General features: G+C 74.5%; 10 protein-coding genes and 1 pseudogene. 7 read left to right on the top strand and 4 right to left on the bottom strand.

Going from position 1 to position 13,311, the window contains the following annotated elements; translation table 11 throughout:
• The first annotated feature begins 32 nt into the window (after positions 1-32).
• Positions 33-1,238 carry a spore photoproduct lyase family protein gene (locus tag ACPU2J_RS31995; protein WP_423834613.1) on the top strand — a complete coding sequence of 402 codons (1,206 nt, stop codon included), beginning with the start codon at positions 33-35 and terminating at the stop codon, positions 1,236-1,238.
• A gap of 16 nt (positions 1,239-1,254) precedes the next feature.
• Here the strand turns inward: ACPU2J_RS31995 and ACPU2J_RS31990 are convergent, their stop codons facing one another.
• Complete coding sequence (locus tag ACPU2J_RS31990) at positions 1,255-1,899, bottom strand: GAP family protein (RefSeq protein WP_420078511.1); 645 nt, start codon at positions 1,897-1,899, stop codon at positions 1,255-1,257.
• 167 nt (positions 1,900-2,066) lie between these two features.
• Entirely contained in the window at positions 2,067-2,561 is a 495-nt protein-coding gene (locus ACPU2J_RS31985) for a MarR family winged helix-turn-helix transcriptional regulator (protein ID WP_361601647.1), read from the bottom strand.
• A 97-nt stretch (positions 2,562-2,658) separates the two neighbouring features.
• Between ACPU2J_RS31985 and ACPU2J_RS31980 the strand changes: the two genes are divergently transcribed.
• The gene (locus tag ACPU2J_RS31980; protein WP_420078512.1) at positions 2,659-4,773 is read left to right on the top strand and encodes an MMPL family transporter; all 2,115 of its coding nucleotides are present in this window, start codon (positions 2,659-2,661) and stop codon (positions 4,771-4,773) included.
• A gap of 36 nt (positions 4,774-4,809) precedes the next feature.
• Here ACPU2J_RS31980 and ACPU2J_RS31975 read toward each other — a convergent pair whose 3' ends face one another.
• On the bottom strand, positions 4,810-7,242 hold the full coding sequence (locus ACPU2J_RS31975; RefSeq protein WP_423834612.1) for a SpoIIE family protein phosphatase: 2,433 nt from the start codon (positions 7,240-7,242) through the stop codon (positions 4,810-4,812).
• Positions 7,243-7,346: 104 nt separating this feature from the next.
• Positions 7,347-8,096: a GntR family transcriptional regulator gene (locus tag ACPU2J_RS31970; RefSeq protein WP_399821940.1), complete on the bottom strand. Its 750-nt coding sequence runs from the start codon at positions 8,094-8,096 to the stop codon at positions 7,347-7,349.
• A gap of 274 nt (positions 8,097-8,370) precedes the next feature.
• On the opposite strand from ACPU2J_RS31970, the gene ACPU2J_RS31965 reads away from it, so the two are divergent.
• From ACPU2J_RS31965 to ACPU2J_RS31945, 5 genes and pseudogenes are all read left to right on the top strand, one after another.
• Positions 8,371-9,525 (top strand): ABC transporter substrate-binding protein, encoded by a 1,155-nt coding sequence (locus ACPU2J_RS31965; protein ID WP_365139153.1) that lies wholly within the window; start codon positions 8,371-8,373, stop codon positions 9,523-9,525.
• A 65-nt stretch (positions 9,526-9,590) separates the two neighbouring features.
• Positions 9,591-10,541: an ABC transporter permease gene (locus ACPU2J_RS31960; RefSeq protein ID WP_420078514.1), complete on the top strand. Its 951-nt coding sequence runs from the start codon at positions 9,591-9,593 to the stop codon at positions 10,539-10,541.
• Positions 10,529-11,362, top strand: a complete 834-nt coding sequence (locus tag ACPU2J_RS31955) for an ABC transporter permease (protein WP_420078515.1) — start codon at positions 10,529-10,531, stop codon at positions 11,360-11,362. The genes ACPU2J_RS31960 and ACPU2J_RS31955 overlap by 13 nt, the downstream gene beginning before the upstream one ends.
• Before the next feature lie 8 nt (positions 11,363-11,370).
• Positions 11,371-12,486 carry an ABC transporter ATP-binding protein gene (locus ACPU2J_RS31950; protein ID WP_420078516.1) on the top strand — a complete coding sequence of 372 codons (1,116 nt, stop codon included), beginning with the start codon at positions 11,371-11,373 and terminating at the stop codon, positions 12,484-12,486.
• Between the two features lie 156 nt (positions 12,487-12,642).
• Positions 12,643-13,260: pseudogene (locus ACPU2J_RS31945) on the top strand (HAD family hydrolase); the annotation flags it as partial.
• Positions 13,261-13,311 lie beyond the last annotated feature (51 nt).

The following is a 13,311-nucleotide window of genomic DNA, read 5'->3' as shown; positions in this document are numbered from 1 at the left end:
GACGGACGTCGGAGCGAGAACCGGAGCACACCATGGCCCAGGCCCGGCCGTCCCAGGCACCCGGCGGCCAGGAGGACGGCCTGTTCGGCCTGGAGGAGCTGCGCTGCGGGCCCGCGTCCGCCGGCGGAACCGCCCGGACCGCGGCCCCGGCAGGCCCGTCCTACCGCGACTCCCCCGCCGCCCGCAGGCTGCTCGCCGTCCGCGAGATCCACGCCGAGCCCGCGGCGGCCGCCTCGCCCCGCGGCCGCGAGGTCCTGGCGCGCTTCCCGGACGCCCGGGTCGTCCCCGTCGAATCGCACTGGGGCATTCCCGGACTGCACGGCAACGAGGGCAACCTCGAGCGCTGGGTGCGGGTCAAGAGCGAGGTCCTGGTGCTCGGCGAACGGAAGACGCTGACCACCCGGCCGAACGGCAGGTCGGCCGACTGGATCGCGCCCGGACCGGCGAACGGCTGCGCCATGGCCTGCGCGTACTGCTACGTGCCGCGCCGCAAGGGCTACGCCAACCCGATCACCGTCTTCACCAACATCGAGCGGATCACCGCCCACCTCGCCCGGCACGTCGCCCGCCTGGGCCCGAAGCGGGAGCCGAACCAGTGCGACGCGAGCGCCTGGGTCTACGACATCGGCGAGAACAGCGACTGTTCCGTGGACGCGCTCGTCAGCGACAACACCGCGGACCTGGTGGCCGCCTTCTCCCGCTGGCCGACGGCCAAGGCCTCCTTCGCCACGAAGTTCGTCAACCCCGACCTGCTGCTCCTCGACCCGCGCGGGCGGACCCGGGTGCGCTTCTCCGTGATGCCTCCGGGGGACTCCCGGCTGCTGGACATCCGCACCAGCCCCGTGGAGCAGCGCATCGCCGCGGCCGGGGACTTCCTGGAGGCCGGTTACGAGGTGCACTTCAACCTCTCCCCCGTCGTCCTGCGGCCCGGCTGGGAGCAGGACTGGGGCCTGCTGCTGCGGCACATGGACGACGTCCTGCCGCGGGCGGTGAAGGAGCAGGCCGGCGCCGAGGTGATCATGCTGACGCACAACCGGGACCTGCACGAGCTGAACCTGGCCTGGCACCCGCGCGCCGAGGAGGTCCTGTGGCGCCCCGGGCTGCAGGAGGCCAAGCGCTCCGAGAACGGCGGCTGGAACGTCCGCTACGACCACGACCGCAAGGCCGAGGCGGTACGGACCGTCCGGCGGCTGGTGGCGGAGCACGCCCCGTGGCTGCGCATCCGCTACGCCTTCTGACCGGAGGTGAGGGTGGTCAGAGGTCGACGAGTCCCTCCACGAGGACCAGGACTCCGATGGCGGCGATGACGACGGCCATGACCCCCGCGGCATTGCGCTCCAGCGCGCTCCGGGTCCGGGCCAGCGGCTCCACCACCCGTTCCCCGAGGAGCAGCCGGAGCAGGACGGGCAGGACGACCGTGGAGGCGGCGCAGGCCGTGAACACCACGACGGCGGTCGCGGCGCCGGAGGGGCCCGGGTCCGCGGTCGCGATCGCGAAACCGGCGGCCGCGGAGAGCAGGAAGATCTTCGGGTTGAGCAGGGAGAGCAGCAGCCCGAGCCGGAAGGCGCGGCCCGGGCTGGCGTCGGCGAGCAGCCGCATCCAGCCGGGGGCGGCCTTGCCGTGGCGCACCAGCCACTGACGGACGCCCAGCAGCACCAGGAGCCCGCCCAGGACGATGCGGACCCAGGCGGTCCAGGAGTGGCCGCCCTCGAAGCGCTGGACCAGGGGGGTGAGCGCCACGCAGAGGGACACCGGGACGGCGACCCCGGCCACCCAGCCCACCGTGAACGCCCCGCCCGCGGCGTGCGCCCGCGGTGCGAACTGCATGAAGAGGGCGGGGATGAGGGTGAACGGGGACAGGGCGATCACCAGGGCGAACAGGACCACCTCGCCGGTCATCGCGGGCCCCGCCGGCGGCCGCGGCGGTGCCGCGCCGGCGTGCGTCCCGCCCCCTTCGCATGCGCGTCCACGGAGATGGCCGCCCCTTCCGACGTTCCGTCCGGGCCCGCGTCCTCCCGTCGGGAGGGCTCACCACCACCATGCCGGACGGAGCCCGGACGGGCTCCTCAGCGACCCACGACGGACAGCTCCCGGTTCATCTCGGCGAGGAAGCGGACCACCACGCGCAGCTCGTCGTCGCTGAAGCGGGCGCGGGCGGCGTCCGTGCCGAGGGCCAGGGGGCGGAAGTACTCGCGGGCCACCTGCCGGGCCCGCTCCTCGTAGTGCAGGTGGACCACCCGGCGGTCGTCGGCCGCCCGGACGCGGCGGATGTGCCCGGTCCGCTCCAGCCGGTCCAGGCAGGCCGTCATGGCGCCCGAGGTGAGGTTCATCTGCTTGCGCAGCCGGCCGGGCGTCATGGGGCCGCCGGGGCCCTCGGCGTCGGCGTCCAGTACGGCGATCATCGCCTGCACGTCCGTGAGGTGCAGGCCCTGCGCATGGGCGAATTCCTGGGCGATGCGATTGAACTCCGCGTTCATCCGGCGCAGCAGTACGGCGAACGACTGCAACCCGATGGGGTCGTCGGCCGGAAGTACAGGTGGGGAGGCTTCGGTCGCATGCATGATCTCAGCATATGATGTCTCGATGATTGACATTCTTTATCGTTGACTTAGACGATTGCCGACCTGATCATTCGAAACCCGTGCTCGAGGACCCCCATTGAAAAAGACACCACGCTGGGCCTTCTGGATCGTCCCGCTCGTGCTGCTGATCGCCTGGCTCGGCATCGGCGGGACCCTCGGCCCGTACGCGGGCCGGCTGGGCGAGGTCGCCACGAACGACCAGGCGGCCTTCCTCCCCCGCGGCGCCGAGTCCACCCGCGTGATCGAGGCCCGCAAGCCCTTCGAGACCTCGGCGTCCGTTCCCGCCGTCCTGGTGTGGACCGCGGACGGGCAGCGGGTGACCGGCGCCCAGCAGGAGGCGGCCACCCGGGCGGTCGGGGGCCTCGCGGGCCGCAGCGGCATCGCCTCCCCGCCCTCGCCGGCGCTCCTCTCGGACGACGGCCTGGCGATGCAGGCCGTCGTGCCCCTCGCCCCCGACCTCGGGGAGGAACTCCCGACGGTGCTGGACGAGGTCCGGCAGGCAGCCGGCCAGGTGCCCGGCGCCACCGTGCAGATCGCCGGACCCGCCGCCGCCCAGGCGGACCTCGGGGACGCCTTCGCCGGCATCGACGGACTGCTGCTCGGGGTCGCGCTCGGGGCGGTCCTGCTGATCCTGCTGCTGGTGTACCGCAGCGTGCTGCTCCCCCTCGTGATCATCTTCAGTGCGGTGCTCGCCCTCGGCCTGGCCTGCGCGGTCGTCTACGCCCTGGCCGACCGGGGCGCCGTCCGCGTGGACGGCCAGGTCCAGGGGATCCTGTCGATCCTCGTGATCGGGGCCGCGACCGACTACGCCCTGCTCATCGCGGCCCGCTTCCGCGAGGAGCTGGCCGTACGAGGCGACCGGGCGGCCGCGGCACTGGCCGCCGTACGCCGCTCGGCCGGGGCCGTCACCGCCAGCGCGGCGACCGTGGCCCTCGGTCTGCTGGCGCTGCTGGCGAGCGACCTGACCAACAACCGGGCCCTCGGGCCGGTCGGCGCGATCGGCATCGTCTGCGCGGCGCTGAGCGCCCTGACCTTCCTGCCCGCCGTCCTGGTCCTGCTCGGGCGCGCGGCCTACTGGCCGGCCACCCCCAAGGCCGCCGACGCCACCGCCGACGGGCACGCCGTGTGGCGCCGGATCGCCGCTCTCATCGACCGGGCGCCGCGGCGGGTCTGGGCCTCCTCGGCCCTGCTGCTCCTGGTCCTGGCCGCGTTCGCCCCCGGCCTGTCCTCGAAGGGCGTGCCGCTCGACGAGATCTTCGTCAACGACGCGCCCTCGGTGAGCGCGCAGCAGACCCTCGCCCGCCACTTCCCCGGCGGCTCCGGGAACCCCGCCGTGATCATCGCGGCCGCGGACCGGGCCGAGGAGGTACGTGCGGCCGCGGACGGCACGGACGGCGTCGCGGCCGTCGTGCCCGCCACCGCGGGAGGCCGGCCCGGCGCGGGCCCGCCGCTGGTGGTGGACGGCCGGGTGCGGCTGGACGCCACGCTCGACGCGGCGGCCGACAGCGACGCCGCGAAGGAGACCGTGCAGCGGCTGCGGGAGCGGGTGCACGCGGTGCCGGGCGCCGACGCGCTGGTCGGCGGCTACACGGCGCAGCAGTTCGACACCCAGCAGACCTCCGCCCGCGACCGCACCGTGATCGTCCCGGTCGTCCTCGGCATCATCCTGCTCATCCTGGTCGCGCTGCTGCGTTCGGTGGTGGTGCCGCTCCTGCTGGTGGCGACGGTGGCCCTGAACTTCGTGGCGACGCTGGGCGTGTCCGCGCTGGTCTTCGAGCACCTGCTGGGCTTCAGCGGAACGGACGCCTCCGTGCCGTTGTACGGGTTCGTGTTCCTGGTGGCCCTCGGCGTGGACTACAACATCTTCCTGATGTCGCGCGTGCGCGAGGAGACCCTGGCCCTGGGCACCCGCGAGGGCGTGCTGCGCGGCCTCGTCACCACGGGAGGGGTGATCACCTCCGCCGGGGTGGTGCTCGCGGCGACCTTCGCCGCGCTGATGGTGATCCCGCTGGCCTTCCTCGTGCAGATCGCCTTCATCGTGGCGTTCGGCGTCCTGCTGGACACCCTCGTCGTGCGCTCCCTGCTGGTGCCGGCCCTGGTCATCGACATCGGCCCGCGGTCCTGGTGGCCGAGCGCCCTCTCCCGGCCCGCCACGCCGACCGGGGCGACGCCGAGCGCCGCGCGGACCTGAGCCCCCGGGGCCCGGACCTCGTGTCCGGGCCCCGCCTCAGCCGTCCGTCCGGTCGACGGCGATCTCCGCCCAGACCTGCTTGCCGCCGCTCAGCGGCACCGAACCCCAGGCGGTCGTCGTCGCCTCGACGATGAAGAGCCCGCGTCCGCCCGTCGACTCCCAGCTCACCGCCACCGGTTTGACGGGGCTGCGCGGGGAGGCGTCGTTCACGGCGATCCGCAGCCGGTCCGCCGAGAGGGTCAGGTCCATCCCGATCTCTCCCTGGGTGTGCGCGATGGCGTTGGTGACCAGCTCGGACACGATCAGCAGGGCGGCGTCGACCTGACCCGCCAGCCCCCAGGAGCGCAGGGTGCGGGCGGTGAAGCGGCGTGCGTGCAGGACCGCCTTGGGCAGTCGCCACACCGTCCAGTGGCTCCGCTTCGGCCGACCGCCGGTGCCGTCGTAGCGCAGCAGGAGCAGCGCCACGTCGTCGTCGCGCCGGCGCACCCCCGCGACCAGCTCGTCGGCGACGCCTCCGACGTCGGCGGGGTCGGCCTCGGCCAGCGCCTCGCACACCCGCCGCACACCCTCCTCCACCGGCAGCCGGGCGGACTCGACCAGCCCGTCGGTCAGCAGGACCATCAGGGTCCCGGGCAGCAGTCCGGTCTCGGTCATGGGGAACTCGGCGTCGGCCAGCACGCCGAGCGGCGGTCCGCCCTCCACGGCCAGCTCCTCGGTCACGCCGTCGGGGTGGCGCAGCAGCGGCGGCAGGTGTCCCGCCCGGACCACCCGGGCGATGCCCTCCTCCATGTCGAGGTCGACGTATCCGCAGGTGGCGAAGAGGTCGGTCTCCATGCCGACGAGCAGCCGGTTGGCCCGCGCGACCACCACGTCCGGGGGGTGGCCCTCCACCGCGTAGGCCCGGACCGCCGTGCGCATCTGGCCCATGATGGTGGCCGCGCCCGCGCTGTGCCCCTGCACGTCGCCGATGACGAAGGCCACGTGGCCGTCGGTGAGCGGGATGACGTCGTACCAGTCGCCGCCCACCTCCAGTCCGGCCGTGGCGGGCAGGTAGCGGGCGACGGCGACGCCGCCCGGGAGTTCCGGGAGCTTGCGGGGCAGCAGGCTGCGCTGGAGCATCGTCGCGAGTTCGTGGCGCGCGTCCAGGGCGTGGGCGCGGACGAGGGCCTGTCCCGCGAGGCCGGCGGTCACGGTCAGCAGCGAGCGCTCCTCGGGGCCGAAGCGATGCTCCCCGTCCCACCCCACCAGGCACACCCCGACCAGCCTGCCCTCGGCGGGCAGCGGCAGCACGGCGAGGCCGCCGGGTCCGACGTCCAGGAGGCCCGGTTCGAGGGGTGCGCCGGGCGGCCACAGGCCCATGTGGCCGCTGCGCAGGGCGCTCTGGAGGGTGGGCAGCTCCCCCAGGGGGACGTCGGGCCACTCCGAGCGCCATTCGGAGCGCCAGAGCTCGGGCCAGGCGTCGGGCTCCGGCGGGTCGAGGGCGGTGACGATGAGCCGCTCAGGTTCCAGTTCGCCGACCGCGACCCGGGTCGCGCCGAGCGGCTCGCGCAGGGCGGCGACGACCAGCCGGCCGACCTCGCGGACGGTCGCCGCGCCGGCCAGCGTGGCCGACAGCCGCTGGACGAGGGACACCTCGTCCGCGCTGGGGCGCAGGTAGGTGGCGTCTGCCACGACGCCGAGGACCCGCCGCGGGGCGCCGTCGGGGGCGACCTCGACCCGGCAGCGCAGGCCCAGCCAGCGCAGTTCCCCGTTCGGGCGGCGGATGCGGAACGCCAGCTGCTGTCCGGCGGCGACCAGCCGGTCCGGCTCCACGATGGCCATCAGCGCGGGCATGTCGTCGGGGACGGCGCAGGCGAGGAGGGTCTCCACCTGCCCGTCGAAGTGCTCCGGCGGCAGGCCGAGCAGCTCCAGCACGTGCGCGTGGGCCTCCATGCGGCCGGTGCCCAGTTCGAGGATGAAGGCTCCGCCCTGGTGCGGGACGAGGGACTGGCCGAGGTGGGCCTGCGGGCTGCGGTGCCCGCTCAGCCGGGTGCTGACGGCTTCGAGGCCCGCCGCGACCTGGTCGGCGTAGAGCTCCAGGAGACTGCGGTCGTCGGCGCTGAAGCCCTCCCCCACCTCGCCTGCCACGACCAGGCAGCCCAGCTCCTGATCCCCGTGGCCCAGGGGCAGTGCGCCGAGCGAGATCCGGGCCGGGGAGTGGGGGTCGCCGTCGCGCACCCGGGTGGGGAAGTGGTGGGGCTCCTCCTCGATGAACGCGGCGAGTTCCTTGGGGGTCAGCCAGAGCGGGCGGCCGGAGCGGAAGGCGTTGGCGGCGGGCGAGTGCCCGGCGACGGCGAGGATCGCGGGCAGCCCGTAGAGGACCCCGCGGTCGCCGGTCAGCTCGGCGAGGTGGAGTTCCCTGTCCTGGTCGGCGACCACGTAGACAGCGGCGAGCTCGGCCCCGCAGAACGCAAAGCGAGATCTGGTCACCGCCCGTATCGCCTCCTCCGGAGGACGTCCCGACGACCGTCCTCCCTCCATGCTGTCGCGCCCGGGACCGATCGGGCGACTCGGAGCGGGGCGCGCGGGCCGGGTCAGGCGAGGGCGGGGCCGGTACGGCGGGCCAGGGGGTTGCTGCCGATGGAGTTGCGGACGCTGAAGCTGACGGCGTCCGGGCGGTAGCGGTCGTCGGACCACTCCACGGGCCGGCCCTCGCGCGTGGTGGTCAGGCGGCGCACCCGCAGCAGCGGGCTGGTGCGGCGCACGCCGAGGTGCTCGGCGTCCCGTGCCCCGGCGGCGACCGCGTCGATGAGGTGCTCCCCGTGGGCGAACACCAGCCCGGTGTCGTCCAGCAGCCGCTGCGTCACCGACGGGCAGTCCGGCTCGATGCGTTCGACGGCGGGGGCGATCCAGTCCGCGTACACGGTGCGCTCGAGCAGGACGGGGTCGCCGTCGAGGCCGCGGACGCGCAGGACGTGGAGGACGGGCGTGTCGGGCTCGACCTGGAGCCGCATGGCGTCGCGGCCGGTGGCGGGCCGGTAGCGCGTGGAGACCACCGTCCCGGTCGCGGAGCGTCCCATGGCGGCGGCCCACTGGGCGAAGCTGCGCAGTTCGCCGAAGCTCTGGCTGCGGCGGCCCGCCAGCACCACGCGGCGCGCGCCCTGGCGGGATCCGATCAGGCCTTCGGCGGTCAGGGCGAGCACGGCCTGCCGGACGGTGCCGCGGGAGACGCCGAACCGGGCCGCGAGGTCCGTCTCGGCGGGCAGGAGCGCCCCCACCGCGTACTCCTCGCGGTCGATCGCCCGGCGCAGTTCCTCGGCGATCTCCTCGTGCCGGGCCGTCATCGATGGTGCTCCCGTCCCTCGTCGTGAGCGCTGACTGTGCGCCAGGGGGTGTGTCGCGTACAGCGTAAGGGCAGGGCCGACTGGCTCGAAACGAGCGGAGAGTGTCCAGGTTATTGGCCGGAACCAGTCGCTTTCCGTTCACCGGGCGGTCATGGATGCCGGGCCTACTGAGGCCAACTTGTTCAGACAAGTTGCCTTCGGAACCACCGAGTCCGCCCTTCCCGGGCCGCTCGTCCCGCAGCGCGCCCCTCGCGCAACCTCCCAGGAGAGACCCGTGTCCCTGCCGAGAAACGCCGCCCTCGCCGGCTGCCTCGCCGTCGTCGCCGCCCTCACCCTCACCGCCTGCGGCGCCGCCCCCGAGAAGGCCGGCAACAAGACCGCCACCGGCAAGGACGCCGCCACCGCCACCTCCGCGGCGGACTTCGGCGGCATGGACGCCCTCGTCGAAGCCGCGAAGAAGGAAGGCGTCCTGCACGCGATGGCCCTGCCCCGCGACTGGGCCAACTACGGGGCCCTCATCGACGGCTTCACCCAGAAGTACGGCATCAAGGTCGAGGTGGAGAACCCCGACGGCAGCAGCCAGGACGAGATCAACGCCGTCACCGGCCGCAAGGGCCAGGACCGCGCCCCCGACGTCCTCGACCTCGGCACCTCCTTCGCCGTCAGCGGCGCCCAGCAGGATCTGTTCGCGCCGTACCGGGTCGCCTCCTTCGGCGACATCCCCTCGGCGCAGAAGGACGACCAGGCGCGCTGGTACAACGACTACGGCGGCTACGTCTCCATCGGCTGCGACGCCGCCCGCGTCAAGAACTGCCCCACCACCTTCAAGGACCTCCTCAAGCCCGAGTACAAGGGCCAGGTCGCCCTGAACGGCAACCCGACCAAGTCCGGCTCCGCCTTCGGCGGCGTCTACGCGGCCGCCCTCGCGAACGGCGGCTCCCTGGACGACATCCAGCCCGGCATCGACTTCTTCGGCCAGCTGAAGAAGAACGGCAACTTCACGCCCGTCGAGTCCACCCCGGCCACCGTCGAGAAGGGCGAGACGCCGATCAGCATCGACTGGGACTACCTGAACTCGGGCTACGCCGAGCAGTTCAAGGGCAAGGGCGTCGACTGGAAGGTGGCCGTCCCCGAGGACGGCAAGTACGCGCAGTTCTACGCCCAGGCCATCAACAAGGACGCGCCGCACCCCGCCGCCGCGCGGCTGTGGCAGGAGTGGCTGTACAGCGCCGAGGGCCAGAACCTCTGGCTGAAGGGGTACGCCCGTCCGGTCCTCATGCCCGCCATGGAGCAGGCCGGCACCCTCGACAAGGCGGCGGCCGCGAAGCTCCCGCAGGTCAGCGGTACCCCGTCCTTCCCGACGGAGGCCCAGCAGACCAAGGCCAAGGCCACCCTCTCCCAGAGCTGGGGCAAGGCGGTCGCCGGCTGAGCGCCGGCCCGACCACCACCACCGGACACCGCACACCGCACACGACCGGACACGACACGACCCACATGACCACCGACACGAACCCTCCCCGTACGGCGGCCGCTCCCCCCGCGGCCGCCGCCCCGGCGGGCCCCCCGGCGCCCGCCGCACCCGCCGCCCGGACCGGGCGGCGGCGGGCCGGACGCTCCGGCGCGCTCGCCGTCGTCCCGCTGCTGCTGTTCGCCGCGACCGCGTTCGGCCTGCCCGCCGTCGCCATGCTGAACGGCGCCTTCACCGTCGAGGACCCGGCCACCGGAGCCGCCGTGTACGGCCTCGGCAACCTGACCGCCTCCTGGCAGGGCGCCTACCTCACCGCCCTGACCGGCAGCGTGAAGCTGTCGGCGACCTCCGCCGCCCTCGCGGCCCTGCTCGGCCTCCTCCTCGCACAGGCCGTCGTCAGCTCCCCGCTGCGCGCCCTGCGCGAAGCCGTCCTGACCGCCTCCGGCGTCCTCGCCAACTTCGGCGGCGTTCCCCTCGCCTTCGCCTTCGTCGCCACCCTCGGCAACTCCGGCGTCCTGACCCGCGCACTGGGCCTGGCCGACACCGGCTGGAGCCTCTACAGCTTCTGGGGCCTGGTGCTCGTCTACCTCTACTTCCTCGTGCCCCTCATGGTCCTCACCATCACCCCCGCGCTGGAGGGGCTGCGCGTCCAGTGGCGGGAGGCCGCCCGGAACAACGGCGCGACGGCCCGCCAGTACTGGCTGCACGTCGCCCTGCCGGTCCTCGCCCCCTCCCTCCTCGGCGGCCTCGTCCTGCTCTTCGGCAGCGCCTTCGCCGCCTACGCCACGGCCGCGGCGATGGTGGGCAGCTCGGTGCCGCTGGTCACCCTGCAGATCGCCGACGCCATCTCCGGCAACGTGCTGATCGGGCAGGAGAACGTGGCCCTCGCCCTCAGCCTCGACATGGTCCTCGTGGCCGGCCTCGTGATGGCGGTCCACCTGCCCCTGCAACGACGGAGCGCCCGATGGCTCGCCTGACCCCGGCCGCCCCCTGGCGCGCCCTCGTCCTCGCCGCCGCGGCCCTGTACTTCCTGGTGCCGCTCGCCGCCTCCGTGGTCTTCACCGTCGACGTACCGGGCCGCGGCGTGAACCTCGACGCCTACACCCGCATCCTCGGCACCGAGGGGTTCCTGCCCAGCCTGCTGCTCTCCCTCGAGCTCGCCGCGGCCACCGTCGCCCTGGTACTGCTGCTGATGGTCCCGGCCATGGTGGCCCTGCGCCTGGGCGCGCCCCGGCTGCGGCCCGTGGTCGAGGTGGTGTGCTCGCTGCCGCTGGTGGTCCCGCCCATCGCCTTCGTCGCCGGCATCGGAACCGTCCTGAAGTGGGGCCCCGAGCACCTCTCCCGGACCCCCCTCTTCCAGACCTTCGTCGCCGTCCAGGACCCCGGCTTCCCCGTGGTGCTCGTCCTCGCGTACGCGGTCATGGCCCTGCCCTTCGTGCACCGCGCCCTGGACGCGGGCCTGCGCGCCCTCGACGTGCGCACCCTCGTCGAGGCGGCGCGCAGCTGCGGAGCGAGCCTGCCGCATGCCCTGGTCCGGGCGGTCCTGCCGAACCTGCGCGGGGCGCTCCTCAATGCCGCCTTCCTCACCCTCGCCCTGGTGCTGGGGGAGTTCACCACCGCCCAGCTCCTCGGGTTCCGGCCGTTCGCCGTCTGGATCGTCAACATCAGTGGCTCCGAGGCCCAGATGTCCGTGGCCGTCTCCGTCATGAGCCTGCTGGTGACCTGGCTGCTGCTTCTGGGCCTCGCCGGCCTCGGCCGCCGCACCCCCTCCGCCTCCGCCTCCACCGACCGGAAATGACATCCCCCATGAGCGCACCCACCACCTCCGCACCGGTCCCGGCCCCCGCGCCGGGCCCGGCAGCCCGGTCCGGCGCGGCCACCGTCGAACTGCGCGGCCTGCACCGGTCCTTCGGCTCCACCACCGCCCTCGACGGACTCGACCTGACGGTGCGCCCCGGCGAACTCCTGGCCCTGCTCGGCCCGTCCGGCTGCGGCAAGACCACGGCCCTGCGCATGCTGGCGGGCTTCGAGCACCCGGACTCCGGCGAGATCCTCCTCGACGGCAAGGACGTCACCGCCGTACCGGCCCACCGCCGCGACGCCGGCATGGTCTTCCAGTCCTACAGCCTCTTCCCGCACCTGAACGCCGTCGACAACGTGGCCTTCGGCCTGCGGATGCGGCGGGTCGGGGCCGCGGAACGGCGCGGCCGGGCCCGCGAACTCCTGGACCTGGTCGGCCTCGCCGACAAGGGCGACCGCTTCCCGCACGAGCTCTCCGGCGGCCAGCAGCAGCGCGTCGCGCTGGCCCGCGCCCTCGCCCTGCGGCCCCGCGTCCTGCTCCTGGACGAGCCGCTGTCCGCCCTGGACGCCAAGGTCCGGCTGACGCTGCGCGAGGAGATCCGCCGCCTCCAGCAGGAACTGGGCATCACCACCCTCTTCATCACCCACGACCAGGAGGAGGCCCTGTCCATGGCGGACCGGGTGGCCGTCATGCGGGCGGGCCGCCTGGAGCAGTGCGCCGCCCCCGCGGAGCTGTACGCCCGCCCGGCCACCGCCTTCGTCGCCGAGTTCGTGGGCACCATGAGCCGGGTCCCGGGCCGGCTGCGCGCCGCCGACGGCACCGTCGAGGTCCTGGGCAGGCGCCTTCCGGTCGACGGCACCCCGCCGGCCGGCGGGGACGGCACCGAGGTCGACGTCCTCGTACGGCCGGAGGCGGTGCGGGTCGTCGCGGGCGCCGGACCGGACCGGGTGGCGGGCGCCTCGTTCCTGGGCGCGACCGTCCGCCTGACGGTCCTCCTGGGCGACGGTACGCAGGTCAAGGCGGACCTCCCCGCCCACGACGCAGCCGCCCTCACGCCGGGCACGCCCGTCCGCGTGTCGCTCCCGGACCGCCCGGTCCTGGTGGCCCCCCGCCCGCGCTGACCCGGTGGACGTACGCCCGGCCTCCGGCCGTCCCGGGCCCCGGGACCCGGAGCCCGGGCGGCTTGCGCCGACACGCTCCCCCGTACCGGAAAGAGACCGTTCGTGACCTCCTCGACCTCCCCCGTCCCGCCGACGCTGCAGGCCGTCCTCTTCGACATGGACGGCACCCTCGTCGACACCGAGCAGCTGTGGTGGGACACCGTGGCGGAGACGGCCGCCGGGCTGGGCCAGGCCCTGGTCGCGGCCGACCAGGGCGACGTGCTGGGCCGGCCCGTCGCCCACACCGCGCAGTTCCTCGCCGGGCGCAGCGGCGCGCCCGCCCCGCGGATCGCCGCCGCGCTGCACCGCGCCTTCGCGGAGCGGGTCCGCACCCGGGTCGTGCCCCGGCCCGGCGCCCTCGCCCTGCTGGGGGCGCTGCGTGACGAGGGCGTGCCCACCGCCCTCGTCACGGCCTCGCCCCGGGAGGTCGCGCAGACCGTCGTCTCCGCGCTGGCGGAGGCGGGGCACGGGGGGTTCGCCGTCACCGTCACGGCCGACGACACCGCGCTGACCAAGCCGGACCCCGAGCCCTACCTGGCCGCGTGCCGTGCCCTGCGCGTCCCGCCGGCCGCGTGCGTGGCGGTGGAGGACACCCCCACCGGTGTGGCCTCGGCCGAGGCCGCGGGCTGCCAGGTCCTCGCCGTGCCCTCGGTGGCCCCGATCGACCCGGCGCCCGGCCGCACCGTGCTGGGCTCCCTGGAGGAGGCCACCCCGGCCCGGCTGCGGGCGCTGGTGGCCGCCCTCACCGGGCGCCCGTGAGGCGGACCCCACCCGGGGGACGTGGCC

Origin of the sequence: Streptomyces manipurensis, assembly GCF_049570255.1 — a bacterium.
GTDB lineage: Bacteria > Actinomycetota > Actinomycetes > Streptomycetales > Streptomycetaceae > Streptomyces > Streptomyces manipurensis.
The sequence above is the reverse complement of the archived record's forward strand: the minus strand, read 5'-3'. Positions and strand labels throughout refer to the sequence as shown.

Bases quoted from the DNA above. Each gene is read 5' to 3' on its own strand.
- ACPU2J_RS31995 (WP_423834613.1), top strand. From the start codon at position 33: ATGGCCCAGGCCCGGCCGTCCCAGGCACCCGGCGGCCAGGAGGACGGC.
- ACPU2J_RS31990 (WP_420078511.1), bottom strand. From the start codon at position 1,899: ATGACCGGCGAGGTGGTCCTGTTCGCCCTGGTGATCGCCCTGTCCCCG.
- ACPU2J_RS31985 (WP_361601647.1), bottom strand. From the start codon at position 2,561: ATGCATGCGACCGAAGCCTCCCCACCTGTACTTCCGGCCGACGACCCC.
- ACPU2J_RS31970 (WP_399821940.1), bottom strand. From the start codon at position 8,096: ATGACGGCCCGGCACGAGGAGATCGCCGAGGAACTGCGCCGGGCGATC.
- ACPU2J_RS31960 (WP_420078514.1), top strand. From the start codon at position 9,591: ATGACCACCGACACGAACCCTCCCCGTACGGCGGCCGCTCCCCCCGCG.
- ACPU2J_RS31955 (WP_420078515.1), top strand. From the start codon at position 10,529: ATGGCTCGCCTGACCCCGGCCGCCCCCTGGCGCGCCCTCGTCCTCGCC.
- ACPU2J_RS31950 (WP_420078516.1), top strand. From the start codon at position 11,371: ATGAGCGCACCCACCACCTCCGCACCGGTCCCGGCCCCCGCGCCGGGC.